Origin of the sequence: Alteromonas sp. S015 (genome assembly GCF_036864485.1) — a bacterium.
GTDB lineage: Bacteria > Pseudomonadota > Gammaproteobacteria > Enterobacterales > Alteromonadaceae > Alteromonas.
The window spans coordinates 80,201-93,401 of sequence record NZ_JAZETO010000005.1 but is presented as its reverse complement, the minus strand read 5'-3'; the positions used below and the strand labels follow the sequence as shown (position 1 = coordinate 93,401).

General features: G+C 45.0%; 12 protein-coding genes. 9 read left to right on the top strand and 3 right to left on the bottom strand.

Going from position 1 to position 13,201, the window contains the following annotated elements; genetic code table 11:
- Positions 1-7 precede the first annotated feature (7 nt).
- Together V7R42_RS10915 and V7R42_RS10910 are read left to right on the top strand one after the other, a co-directional pair.
- Positions 8-2,455: a zinc-dependent metalloprotease gene (locus V7R42_RS10915; RefSeq protein ID WP_334020242.1), complete on the top strand. Its 2,448-nt coding sequence runs from the start codon at positions 8-10 to the stop codon at positions 2,453-2,455.
- 734 nt (positions 2,456-3,189) lie between these two features.
- A complete protein-coding gene (locus V7R42_RS10910) occupies positions 3,190-4,101 on the top strand; it encodes a hypothetical protein (RefSeq protein WP_334020241.1) in 912 nt (303 codons plus the stop codon).
- 145 nt (positions 4,102-4,246) lie between these two features.
- Here the strand turns inward: V7R42_RS10910 and V7R42_RS10905 are convergent, their stop codons facing one another.
- Together V7R42_RS10905 and V7R42_RS10900 are read right to left on the bottom strand one after the other, a co-directional pair.
- A complete protein-coding gene (locus V7R42_RS10905) occupies positions 4,247-5,365 on the bottom strand; it encodes a succinylglutamate desuccinylase/aspartoacylase domain-containing protein (RefSeq protein WP_334020240.1) in 1,119 nt (372 codons plus the stop codon).
- Positions 5,366-5,866: 501 nt separating this feature from the next.
- Positions 5,867-6,637 (bottom strand): HesA/MoeB/ThiF family protein, encoded by a 771-nt coding sequence (locus tag V7R42_RS10900; protein ID WP_334020239.1) that lies wholly within the window; start codon positions 6,635-6,637, stop codon positions 5,867-5,869.
- A gap of 123 nt (positions 6,638-6,760) precedes the next feature.
- Here V7R42_RS10900 and moaB point away from each other — a divergent pair, with 123 nt between their 5' ends.
- The 7 genes from moaB to V7R42_RS10865 all read left to right on the top strand — a co-directional run bounded on the left by moaB (position 6,761) and on the right by V7R42_RS10865 (position 11,722).
- The gene (gene moaB / locus V7R42_RS10895) at positions 6,761-7,267 is read left to right on the top strand and encodes a molybdenum cofactor biosynthesis protein B (RefSeq protein ID WP_334020238.1); all 507 of its coding nucleotides are present in this window, start codon (positions 6,761-6,763) and stop codon (positions 7,265-7,267) included.
- Positions 7,264-7,743, top strand: coding sequence for a cyclic pyranopterin monophosphate synthase MoaC (gene moaC, locus V7R42_RS10890; protein ID WP_334020237.1), 480 nt, complete (start codon positions 7,264-7,266; stop codon positions 7,741-7,743). Before moaB ends, moaC begins: the two co-directional genes overlap by 4 nt.
- A gap of 153 nt (positions 7,744-7,896) precedes the next feature.
- Positions 7,897-8,145, top strand: a complete 249-nt coding sequence (locus V7R42_RS10885; protein ID WP_334020236.1) for a MoaD/ThiS family protein — start codon at positions 7,897-7,899, stop codon at positions 8,143-8,145.
- A 2-nt stretch (positions 8,146-8,147) separates the two neighbouring features.
- Positions 8,148-8,621: a molybdenum cofactor biosynthesis protein MoaE gene (locus tag V7R42_RS10880; RefSeq protein WP_334020235.1), complete on the top strand. Its 474-nt coding sequence runs from the start codon at positions 8,148-8,150 to the stop codon at positions 8,619-8,621.
- Entirely contained in the window at positions 8,603-9,796 is a 1,194-nt protein-coding gene (gene modA, locus V7R42_RS10875; protein ID WP_334020234.1) for a molybdate ABC transporter substrate-binding protein, read from the top strand. Before V7R42_RS10880 ends, modA begins: the two co-directional genes overlap by 19 nt.
- A 2-nt stretch (positions 9,797-9,798) precedes the next feature.
- Positions 9,799-10,494, top strand: coding sequence for a molybdate ABC transporter permease subunit (modB, locus tag V7R42_RS10870; RefSeq protein ID WP_334020233.1), 696 nt, complete (start codon positions 9,799-9,801; stop codon positions 10,492-10,494).
- 1 nt (position 10,495) lies between these two features.
- Complete coding sequence (locus V7R42_RS10865; protein WP_334020232.1) at positions 10,496-11,722, top strand: ATP-binding cassette domain-containing protein; 1,227 nt, start codon at positions 10,496-10,498, stop codon at positions 11,720-11,722.
- Positions 11,723-11,724: 2 nt separating this feature from the next.
- Here V7R42_RS10865 and hemN read toward each other — a convergent pair whose 3' ends face one another.
- The gene (gene hemN / locus V7R42_RS10860; protein ID WP_334020231.1) at positions 11,725-13,098 is read right to left on the bottom strand and encodes an oxygen-independent coproporphyrinogen III oxidase; all 1,374 of its coding nucleotides are present in this window, start codon (positions 13,096-13,098) and stop codon (positions 11,725-11,727) included.
- Positions 13,099-13,201: the final 103 nt, after the last annotated feature.

Here is a 13,201-nt window from a genome sequence, read left to right as displayed (position 1 = left end):
TAACTGCATGCTGCAATTGAACATTTTTCAAAAAGCGGCGCGACGGGTAAAAGCATCGGGTCAATCGGCCATTGCGATTACGATACTGTTTGTCGTGTCTACCTCTTCAGCTTTGGCTGCGTTGCCAAGTATTGGTGAATTCACCAGTGAAATGATTAAAAAAGACGGGTTGATCCCCGTTTATTATGACGATGAAAGCGACAAAGTTTACTTGGCAGTGCCAACAAGCAACGCCGAGTATTTGTTTCAAAGCAGCTTGCCCTACGGTGTGGGCTCTAATGATATCGGCCTTGATCGTGGCCAGCTAGGCAATACGCGTTTAGTAAGCTTTGAAAAATTTGGTAATAAGCTTTTATTAAAGCAGCACAATACCAAATACCGCGCAACTCATGGCAGCGATGCTGAAAAACAGAGCATTAATGAAGCTTTCGCTGATTCAGTTATTGCCGGTTTTACGCTGGTAGCAAAAAGCGACGGAGCTAGCCTTATCGACTATACGCCTTTTCTGTTAAGTGATATTCACGGTATAGGAAACCGTATGGCGCGCACCAACCAAGGTAGCTTCAGCGTTGATAAAATGCGAAGCGGTGTTTACTTACCTAAAACAAAAGGCTTTGAAAAGAATACTGAATTAGAAGCTTTAGTCACTTTTGCTGGTAAAAAACCGGGCGAATACGTGCAGCAAGTTGCGCCCGATCCAGAAAGTTTGTCGGTGCACTTACATCATTCGTTTGTGGCACTGCCTGACGACAACTATACGCCCCGAGCGTACCACCCATACTCAGGCTATTGGAAGTTCAGTTACTTTGATTATTCAACGCCGATCAGCGAGCCTACCGAACAGCGTTTTATTACCCGTCATCGTTTACACAAGAAAACCCCGCACGCTGCAATGAGCGAAGCAGTAGAGCCTATAGTGTATTACCTAGACCCTGGTATTCCAGAACCGGTTATGACCGCGCTTAAAGAAGGAGCGAGCTGGTGGAATCAAGCCTATGAAGCTGCAGGTTATAAAGATGCGTTTCAGGTGAAAGTACTGCCCGAGGGGGCCGACCCCATGGACGTGCGCTACAACGTCATAAACTGGGTACATCGCGCAACGCGCGGCTGGTCTTATGGTTCGTCGGTTGTTGACCCGCGTACGGGGGAAATTATTAAAGGTCACGTTACACTTGGTTCACTGCGTGTAAGACAAGATTATTTAATTGCCCTTGGCCTAACCAGCCCTTTTAAGGACGGCAACACCGACACCACTGCACAGCAAGAAATGGCTTTAGACCGCATTAGGCAGCTTTCAGCCCACGAAGTAGGGCACACATTGGGTATAGCCCACAACTTTGCGGCGAGTGAAAATAACCGTGCGTCGGTAATGGATTATCCTCACCCCAAAATTAGTATTAAAAATGGCAAAATTAGCCTGGAAGGTGCTTATGATAAAGGTATTGGTACATGGGACATTCATGCTGTAGCGTATGGCTATCAAGACTTTGCCAGCGACGTAGAGGCAACCGAAGCCTTGGCAAAAATTATCGTAAAAGGCCGTAATGAGGGTTTAAGCTTTAAGTCAGACCCAGATACCCGCAGCAGTCGTCACGCATCAGCAAACGGCCATATGTGGGAAAACGGTAGTAATCCGCTAGATGCCTTCGATGAAATTTCACAAGTGCGCGAACTGGCGTTAGCCAATTTAGGTTTAGACACCTTAAGCCCAAACAGCAGTTTATCCTCGCTTGAAAATGCTCTAGTGCCTATTTACTTACTCCACCGTTATCAGTTAGAAGCCGTTGCAAAGCAAGTAGGCGGCTTGGTATATGAATACGAGCGCAAAGGTGACTACACCAAGGCACAGGGCCAGCAGTTTGTAGCAACAGCTGTGCAGCAGCGCGCCATGCAGCAGTTAATTACTGCCACCACCGCTGATTACCTGACTATACCTGAATCGGTACTAGCCCTTATTCCACCCACCGCATACGGTGATGACGTTACTCGCGAGCACTTCAAGGGCAAAATGGGCTTAATGTTAGACCCTGTTTCTGCCGCTGCTTCGGCATCTAACTTCGCGTTTGAGTTGCTATTGCACCCAGAACGATTAAATCGTTTAGAGTGGCAAACAAGAAGCATTAAAGACAGACGCAAAAAAGTAGGCGTTGCTATGCTGGTGAAGCAAATACTTAACGTACATTGGTATAAGAATAAGTCGCAAAGTCCACTAGCAAAACGCTTACAGCTTGTGGCGCTAAATGCGGTTATGAGAGCGGTAACTAACGATGAGCTGGCGCCTGAAGTAAGAATGGAAGCCGAACTTGCCCTGCTTGAATTCAGCGAGTGGCTAGACGATGAAGCCGACGACAATCGCTATGAAATACTGAAAGAGCAATTCGATACTTACTGGGCCAATAAAACGTGGCCAAGTACTTTTGAAGTAGAACCACTGCCGCCAGGTTCGCCAATTTAAGAATGCGCTGCTAGCAATGTTAAGGACAACTGCGTAGCGTTGAACCATAGTGTTGATGAAAAGCGAGTGTCGTACAGGAAACGGTACGGCGCGGGGTAAGTCTCTAATTGCTAGCTTGGGTCAAACTGCTTGAGTAAGCATCTACCAGCTTTTTTAGAAAGCAAAGTGCACCTAGACTTTTCATCAAGCGTAATTGAGTCTCCCTCTATTTTGGCGCCGCTATAGCTGTAATGGCGCTGATTTAACTTCCGGTAAATCTCTACGAATTTAATCTAGTAGAAAAGCAAAATGGGGACATGATGCTGTCTATATAAGAAATGTCAGTCAAAAAAAAGAAAGTGTTAATGATAATAGTTTGCATTCACAAGTTTGGGTTGTTATTTTGTTGGCATCGAAAGTTTATGGATGAACAGAATGACATTTAACAGGAAGCGACTTTTCTCATTTTTTGTATTGCTTATTTCTTTTTGTGCAGTCGCAAGCTATTTGCTTGTACCTGAGCCATATACGCCAGGCTGTGATGCTTGCAACTCTGCTGCAATTGATCGTGCAGGTTATCGAGTATTGGGAAGGCTGAAGCCCAGGCAAAATTATACTTTTGTTTTTAGTGATAACATGACGGCCTCTTTTTACTTTTCGACGCCTTTAAGTTCTTTTGCGTTTCAGCAAAAAGGCAGTGCCACCAAGTGTGCTTATAGTTGCCATCAAGAAAATAATGAGGGGGGCGAGTAAAAATGACGTTTAAGTCTCTAGGCATAACTATTGTCATTGTTTTAGCAGTTTATGTGTATCTGACTGAAAGTGATAAACATATTGAATTGTCACAGTCAGAAGCGGTACATCCACATGTTGTATCCGATACCGTTAACGGAAATTCGTTAGAAACACAAATACTGTCGCCGCAAAAAGAAAAAACAGCGCCCAGCTCAACCGCTACAGTGGATACACCAGAACAACGCAGTTTTGGGAGAGTAAACGTGGAAGAGATATACAACATCCCAGCCCCCAAAGGCGTTTTGTCAATTTATCCAGAAAAACCAGATAAGATATATTTGGCGGCGCTGAAAAGCGCACGTCAAGGCGATGATAAAATGCAATATCAGTTAGCAAAAGCACTGAGAGAATGTAAGGGTGTGCCTGATGAAAAAAGAATCGCTCAATTAGATCATGAAAACTATCTTTATCTCGATGACACACTGCGCAGTAAGCTTCATCAGGACGCGAATTATTGTAAAGCGCTTTTTGAACTAGTAGACATTGACTCAATTGAGGCTGAGTACAACAAGTGGTATGACAAAGCGCTATCAAATGGAAACGAAATGGCGATGGCTAACCATTGGTTTGAACATAGTGAAAATTTTTCGAGAGATGAGGCGAAAATGATTCTCGAACGTGCGTTATATTATTCTGATAATGATATTTATCACTATATATCTAAATATTACGCGACCTATTTTGCTGACCACTTGCTAGAAGAAATCGCTTGGGACGTTATACATTGCCAGCGTATTGAAGGTTGCGAAAGCAACGTTTTAAAAGCCTATTACGATGAGCAACTGAACCATTATGAGCAAGAAGATCTCACTGGCATGCTTAATCGTATCGACATTGATTTAGAAAAAAAGGCCAACCGTGTTCTGAATTAGCTCGAAGCGTGAATCTGAGCATAAGCAGTATTAACGCAACGTATTATAAACGGAAGGTAACATCAATTCTGGATAATGTCGTTTACAGGTATGACAGAGAGAGGCCAGCAATGATTTCCCTATCAAAGACTGGCGTTTGCAGAACCTACAACTCCTGATAATTCGTGAACACCTTGTAAAGCTGTGTTCCACTCAATACCGAAGCCGACGGGAAGTGCAAAATAGGGATCAAATCGCAAGGCGCTTCTAGCGTTCTGCTGCCATTGTCGGTGTCGAGATCATCAATATTTAGAATTTGCGCTAGCGGTTCGCCTTTTTTGACGGTTTGGCCTGGTTTCGCCATGTACTCCACCATGCCGCCCCAGTTAGTAAATAGGATTTTGTAGTCTTTTAAATATACGCCTAAACGCTGCATTGCTTTCGGTTTAATATCGCATTCGTGCAGCACGCCTTTGGCGTTTAGGTAGCTAAGAATGCTGGTGGCATCTATGTTACCTTCGTTAAAGTCGATCACTTCTTGGCTACCCATTTCAAGGGTAAAGGCTTCAACGTTAAAGCTAATCTCGCGTTCTAAATTGCTTTTTATGCTTTCTTGCAGTGTCCACCACGGGCAGAACGTCGCTTCGTCGAGTGCACCTGCAAATACGTTAGGTATAAAAATACAGTGGGGGATGTTAAATAGCTTGGCGCTGTCTTTGGCATATTCGGGGATATAAACGTGACGGGTAGACACAGGACCGTTGTGAAGATCTAGAACAAAGTCGGCGTTTACCGCCATTTGTTGTAGTTTCAGGTTTAGCTGCTGCGCCAAGCCTAAACCCCAGGGTTCGGCTAATTTGTTGTCGATAGCATTGGAAAGATGCGCACGAAAACGTTGTTTAATGCCTTCAATAGACTCTTCGCGTGTAACGGTTTTGGCGAAATGCTCAACCGCATCTTTATCGAAGAAATAGCCGCGGTTCCAGTTTGTGCCGTTCACAGGGTCGAACCGGCCTAATGTGTACTCACCGGCTTTAATGTTAGTACCAATGGGATTACAGTTGGGTACTAAGATAATTTCGCCGCAAATATCCATGTCTTTAAGGCGCTGAATAAGATGGTAAATAACCACGTTACCTTGCACTTCAGCACCGTGAATAGAGCTTTGAATGTACACAGTGGGGCCAGGGCGCGCGCCCTTCATTCGATAAATTGGCACGTTCATGTTACGTCCAGACGCGTTTTGCGCCACTACCATGTGTTTTTTTACTACTTGGGTTGTCATTTAAATCAACCTATTTTCTGTCTATTTTTCTAACGAAAACGCGGCAATCATATCGATAAGCGTATTTGTAAGGGCCCAAGCGTTTTCAGACGATTGCTCAAAATACATAAATCGTAACATTTTGATGATTGTTCAGTGAAACTATTTCCAAATAGCGCCGTCTCAAAAACTATCTATTTTCAGAATGAAACTAACGAAAATAATTCCCTTAACTTTACTGCTGGTTATGGCTTCTGGGTGTACGTCGAAACAGTTGTATAACGCAGCGCAACAAAACCGGTTACAAAACTGCAGTGAATTGCAGGGAGCGCAACGAGATGAGTGCGAAGCACGGTATCAAAAAGATTATGAAACTTATGAACGTCAACGCCAAGAAGTGTTAAACGATAATAAGTGAGTTGGTAAATTTAAAGAAGCAGGTTTCTATATCGTAATGGATATCAGCTATTACGTTAAATAGTTACCTGCTATATTCGTTTTTCTGGCTGCCTTTATTTACACCTAGCAAGCACAAAGCTCACAATCTGCGCCTTTAGGTAATTTCCAATTTCGCCACTCGTGCGACAACGCATCAAACGTCATTAACGTGTTTTTAGGAATGTTATCGAAATCCATCAATACTTGCATAGCTAGCATTGCTTGGTAAGTACCAACAATATTTACTACTGGCGAGAATATACCTGCCTCAACACAGCTTAAATCAGGCGATTCAAACAGCGTTCGCAAGCAAGCATAGCAACGGCTCTCACCGGGTATGGCGACGAACAGCTGGCCTTCAAAGCGAATGGCCGCGCCCGACACCAGCGGAGTATTTAGTGTAAAACACAATATGTTAATTAAATCTCGCGAATCGGTGTTGTCGGTGCAATCTAGCACAACGTCAGCACGCTCTATGGCTTGTTTTAATACTGGTGAAAGCTGAGTAGAGCTGGGCGCCGAAAACGGTTCTGCTATTGCGGTAATGTTGCAGTCGCTGTTTATCTTGGTAAGCCGTGCTTTTGCTGCCTCTACTTTACTTGTGCCTACATCCTGCTCGCTAAACAAGGTTTGTCTTGGCAGGTTGGTGGCCTCGACTGTGTCGTGGTCGATAAGTGTAAGAGATCCCACGCCACTGGCGCAAAGGTTAGTGGCGGCAGCGGTGCCAAGCCCGCCAATACCAATGATACAAATATTGGCGTTGAGCAGCGCTTCTTGACCGTCTAGGTCCACTTTTGGAAGCACGATATGGCGGTTATAACGCATAGCCTGCTGATGAGTTAGGCTTTTAGACATAGTTTATGCCAACTTAGTTGTTGAATTCATGGCATGCACCCTTATAAAGTGATTACCAAATAGTATTTTGGCTGGTACTTTATCAAACCCGCCAAAATGTCGCATATCAAATTAGGATTTCATATGTCAGTTGTCAGCCAACCCCTTAATATTGCCGTACTCACTATTTCAGATACGCGCACACTTGAAGACGATAAGTCGGGAGACTACTTGAAAGAGGCGCTTACCTCGGTTGGCCATAACCTCTACGATCGCGATTTGGTAAAAGACGATATTTATCAGCAGCGCGCCGTGGTGTCGAAATGGATTGCTGATAAAAACATTCACGCTGTATTAATCACTGGTGGCACAGGCTTTACCCACCGCGACTCAACGCCAGAAGCTATCGGCGTATTGTTCGACAAAGAAGTCGACGGCTTTGGCGAGCTATTTCGTCAAATTAGCTACGAAGAGATTGGTACATCAACCATTCAGTCTCGCGCGGTTGCGGGCTTTGCTAATAATACGGTTATTTTCTGCTTACCAGGGTCAACAGGGGCTTGTCGCACGGCGTGGGAAAAGATTATTTCTAGCCAGCTTGATGCCGACTTTAGTCCGTGTAATTTTGTGAAGCACTTGGTGCAAGCATGAGCACCTTTAGCCATTTAAATGCTGGCGGCGAAGCCAACATGGTAGACGTTAGCGACAAGGACGTTACCAAGCGAGAAGCCACAGCAGAAGGTTTTTTATACGTAAGCGAAGACGTCATTCGCCAAATTTCTGAAGCGAAAATTGCAAAAGGGGATGTATTTGCGGTTGCCCGAGTAGCAGGTATCCAAGGGGCGAAACGCTGCGCTGATCTTATTCCTCTTTGTCACCCACTGGCGCTGTCAAAGGTGGATATTAATTTTGACATTCAGGCCGACCAAAACCGAATTAAAGCCACCTGCTATTGCAAGCTAAGTGGTAAAACCGGTGTTGAAATGGAAGCGCTCACGGGCGTTAATGTGGCGCTGTTAACTTTGTTCGATATGTGTAAAGCCATTGACCCAGCTATGCATATGGAAGGGGTAAGGGTACTGGAGAAAAAGGGCGGTAAGACAGGCCATTGGCAGTCTGACACCTAGTTCACATACAAAGTAGCGATCTTTAAAGCAACGTGCAAAAAGTGTATATCCGCTTAATGGGCAACCTACTCTAGGTTCAATGCATTTTCGAGGCTTGGAAAGATTAATCAGCGCACACCAAGCGACGTTAACAAAGTAGACAACAGGCAAAGCATGCAGGTAACGGTAAAAACATTCGCACAAACCCGAGAGATTACGGGAGAGGACAACTTCGCGCTTAATTTAAGTGATAACAGCACGATTGAAGCCGTAATATCTCAGCTTAAAATGCGCAGTGATAAGTGGGCATTAGCCCTAGAGGGCAGTGTGTTAACTGCCTGCAATCAAGAGCTCTGCGATCTCCAAACCGTACTCAGCGACGGTGATGAGCTGGCGCTATTTCCACCTGTGACAGGGGGCTAGCTATGTTCGCGCTAGTTCAAGTTGAAGATTTCGACCAAGGCGAGCTGTACGCTAGGCTAAAACAGTTGGCAGATGAGAAGGCCTGTGGCAACACCGGCGCGATTGTTACTTTTACTGGGCTAGTGCGAGATTTTAATAACGCTGGCGACATAGACGGCATTGAACTAGAGCATTACCCGGGCATGACTGAAAAAGCGTTAATGCTATTGGTTGAACAAGCGAGCAAACGTTTTTCACTTAACAGTGCTGGCGCGCTGCACAGAGTAGGGCGCATATACAATAACGAACAAATTGTATGGGTGGGTGCTGCCGCTCCCCATCGCCAAGCCGCATTTGACGCGGCCAGCTATTTGATGGACATGCTTAAGCAATCTGTTCCCCTTTGGAAGAAAGAGTTCAAGGGCGATAAATCTGAATGGGTTGCGGCAAAAGCTTCTGACGATAAAGCGGCACTTAAGTGGATGCACAAAAAGTAATGGTTTTTTCTTTAGCAATGCGAATGTCAAGCTTTGTTAACTTGGCCATGCTTGTGTTGGCAAGTGCAAGTGTAGCCGCAGGCGTTACGTTTTTTTCCAGCTCTGCGGCACAGGCGGGTGGGTTTGAGGTGGCCAATAACACAGCAAGTGAAGTCAGCGGTAATGCCAATAATCAAAACCGGTCAGTAAATTTTAAGCGCGACGAAAACATTAACGTGGCCGTTGCAGCGAACTTTGCAAAACCGTTAAAAAGCATTGCTGAGCAGTTCACCGAGCTTACGGGCATAAATGTAGCGGTAACTGTGTCTTCTAGCGGTACTTTGTATGCGCAAATTCAACATGGTGCTAGCTTCGACGTTTTTCTATCTGCAGATCGCGCTAGGCCGCAAGCGTTGGTTGATAATAACTTAGTGCACCACGGCAATCTGGTGGATTACGCTAAAGGCAAGCTGGCGTTTGTTTATGCTGGAAAATTACAACGAGAGGCATCTCGTGAAAGCAGTTGCGAGGAAATCGCCCGCTCATCTACTGGAGATACAACTGCACAATTAAACATTCAGCTAACCGATTGCTTGTCTAAGAAGCTTGTTAAATTAATGGAAAGTCCACAAAGCAAGGTAGCTATCGCGAACCCTAAACTGGCTCCCTATGGTGACGCGGCACAGCAGACGTTGCAAAACTTATCCTTATGGCAACGGTTTTTACCTCACAGAGTGATGGGTAAAAACGTGCTACAAACCCTGCAGTTTTATACCACGGGCAGCGTGAAAGGGGCTTTCGTTGCCTACTCATTAGCTTTAGATTTGCCTTCAAATTTATCTTCTAATTTTACGAATGCTGCAAGTGACAAAATTGCTGATGCCACCACGGTCATTGTTCCAGTACCTGAACCCCTTTATCAACCCATCATTCAGTCGTTGGTGGTTAACAGTAAAACGGCAGCTGAACTATTACCGAATCTGTTCGAGCCACGTCCAATCAAAAACACGACAGCGCCAAATGGTCAGCCTGTTCACAAAGACGGCGTTGAAACAACCAAACCGTTTCATTTGAGCGACGCTAATGGTGTGTCATCACCCAGCCTGTTTGTGCAATATTTAATGTCGCAAGGGGTGCAGCACAGCTTAATTGAGTGGGGTTATGAACCCACAATTGCATCGGGCGTCGGTAACTAAGTATGCTCACAGAATTCTTCGGGGCATCGACACTTGAAGCCATATTACTCACCTTAAAACTGGCCTTTATCACCAGTGGTGTACTATTGTTAATCGCATTGCCGCTAGCGTGGTTTTTAGCGAAATGGCAGAGCAAAGCTAAGCCTTTGGTTATGTCGATACTTGCGTTGCCTTTGGTGTTACCGCCAACTGTGCTGGGGTTTTACCTGCTTATTGCTTTTTCTCCGCAAAGTGCGTTAGGGCAGGCGTGGCAAAGCCTAACCGGCAGTAATTTAGCATTTAGCTTTGAAGGCTTGGTATTGGGGTCTGTTATCTACTCGCTTCCATTTGCTCTTCAGCCTTTGTACAGCGGCTTTTCGCAATTGGATAACCGTTATTTAGATGTAGCAAAAACGCTGGGGTTTTCGGCCACAGAAGCCTTTATAAAAATAGTGCTACCTTTAAGCAAAGCGCCCATCGTGGTGGCATTAGGCTTAAGCTTTGCCCATACCATAGGCGAGTTTGGCGTAGTACTAATGATAGGTGGCAATATTCCTGGAGAAACTCAGGTGCTGTCTATCGCGCTATATGAACAGGTAGAAGCGTTGGAATATAACAGTGCACACAACCTTGCGTTGGCCCTTCTGATTTTTTCATTCGTGATGCTCGCGGCGCTCTATCGTTTTAACGGTGTCGCACGGAGTGATGAGGCGCGTTAACATGCAAATATCTGCGCGACTTTCTAATCGCATTAATGCACAAATTTCACTGCAGCCACAAAGCCGCTTCATTGGGGTTACCGGTCCATCAGGTGCCGGGAAAAGCAGTTTGTTTCGTGCCCTTGCGGGCGTAGAAAAAACTGCAAAAGTGCAAACGCCGTGGACTGCTCAAAAAGTCGGTATCGTATTTCAGCAGCCCATGTTATTTCCTCATACCGATGTGCGGGGGAATTTAGCTTTGGCGCAGCGTCACGCAAGTCCTAATGCAATGTCTATCGACGCGTGCTTGCGCGGTTGTTATTGCGAACATTTAATCGATAAGCCAGTTCAGGCGCTTTCTGGTGGTGAAGCTCAGCGGGTCGCAATTGCGCGGGCGCTGGTCAATGGACCAGATGTGTTATTGCTAGATGAATCGTTAAGCGCGATTGATATCTTCACGCGTCGCAAAATTTACCAGTTTTTGAACAATTTGTGCGTGTCGGGCCAGCTCATCTGCTTCGCGATTTCTCATGATTTAGACGACCTTGCCTTGTTTAGCGATGAGCTAGTCTTTATTGATAAAGGCCGCACCGTGCATTGTGGAAAAACGCGCGATGTGTTGACTCAAGTATTCGAAAAAGAAGGGCGGGCGACACCGTCTAGCGTACTTGAGGGATTTAAAGTTACTGCGCAAAGTAAAGCAAACGACAGCAACCAGTCACAAAATGCCGTTATTAGCTGCAAACACGCTAGCGAAACGCAACGAGATCAAAATGTTCTACCCTTACAAGGCAATGAGCAGTGCCAGTCGGTAAGCGGAATTGAGCGCGTTGAGGTAGCGGGGCAAGAGATATACGTTACTGCAGAATCGGTGTCCTATTTGCCTCAGCAAAGCGGTGACCAAGTACCTGTTCGTTTTGCAGTTAAAGCTTGTGATGTAAGCATCGATACCAATATCGCTGACTTTGGCAAAGCCAGCACAATCAGTATTTTAAATGCGCTGCCATGTGTTATATCTAGCATCGAACCCGTGGCGAATCCACTAAGCCCCCTGAACGAGCCAGAAAATAACGCCGACACAAAACTAACCCCTAAAAAGTTAGCGACCGCAAACAGCGCGAAAGTGTTGTTAAAACTTGTTGTACTAGACAGTAATCAAACCCTTTGTGCCAGCATTAGCAGTATTTCTCTATTGCGTCTTAAGCTTGATGTAGGGATGCAGGTGATTGCGCGGTTTAAATTGCCCTAGGTTCAAATGGCTTTTGAGTAGCTACTGAGTATTTCACTTGCGTTCAAATAAGCGTCGAAACGCGCACAAATAGCCCGAATGTATATGCGCGCAGACTCTGGCACTCGAATATACCGAGATGTCGTTTCGATAAGCCCGTCTTCTTTAAGTTCTTCAAGGTTGTTTAAGGCTGAAGCAAAGTATTCATCAAATATGATGTGGTGCTTGTCAGCAATTGCTTGCTTGTCTACCGCTAAATTACACATCAAGCTTGAAATCACGTCTCTGCGAATAAGGTCGTCGACACTTAATGACAGCCCAACCTTCGCATTGGGCTGGTGGTTGTCTAAGCGACTATAGTATTCTTTTAAATCCTTAGCATTCTGCGCAAAGGCATTACCTACCGTGCTAATGGAGGACACACCGAACCCTATAAGGTCGGTGTCGCCACGTAAGGTATACCCTTGAAAGTTACGGTGAAGCTCGCCTTTATTTTTCGCAATAGCTAGTGAGTCTTTGCTTAAGGCAAAATGATCAAGACCAATCATTTCATAACCTATGTTTGTAAAGCTGTTAACGGCAAGCTTGTAAAACGCCGCTTTTTCTTCACTACTAGGCAGTGTTTCTTCAGCAAATTTACGCTGCGCAGCAAACCTCTCGGGAAGGTGAGCATAGCTAAAAAGCGAAATACGATCTGGCATCATGGCTTTTGTTGCAGCGATTGTCGTTGTAAACGTTTCAATTGACTGATTCGGTAAACCATAAATTAGATCTAAGTTGACTGAGTCGAAACCCAGCGACCGAGCCTCGAATACTAAATCGGCAATGTGAGACGTGCTTTGTACGCGATTTATGGTTTTCTGAACGTTGTAATCAGTATCTTGTAAACCAAAGCTAATGCGTGTGTAACCGAGACGCTTTAAGTTTTGGAGATAGCGTTTATCTATATTTCTAGGATCTAATTCAATTGACAGTTCAGCACCTGCTTCAAAGGTAAAGTGTTTCTTAAGCAGGTACATTAAATAAGTATGCTGAGTCTCGCTCAAAAAACTGGGTGAACCGCCACCCAAGTGCAGAGAAACTGCACGCCTGCCGTCAGTTAAATAACGCTTAGACAGGATTTCTTTTTCTATGTAGTCTAAATATTCGTCCGCTTTTTCATTGTGACGCGTCACCATTTTATTACAGCCACAGTAGTAGCACAGCGTTTTACAAAACGGAATGTGCACGTAGAGACTTACTGCCGGTGCTTTCGACACTGCAAGTGCTTGTGGAAGTATGTCATTTTGGAGCGGTTCAAATTTAAGTGCAGTAGGGTAAGAGGTATAGCGAGGAGCATTCAACGCATATTTGGTAATGGTTGATACGGGGCATTGTTTTTCGGCAATTATAGTCATCTTGGCTCTGCACTTATATGTAGATATCTAGGCGCGAATTCGATTCGATGACTAAAGCTTAATGGATTGCTTGGGAGGCTGATTTGATCTACTTCAAGGTTTT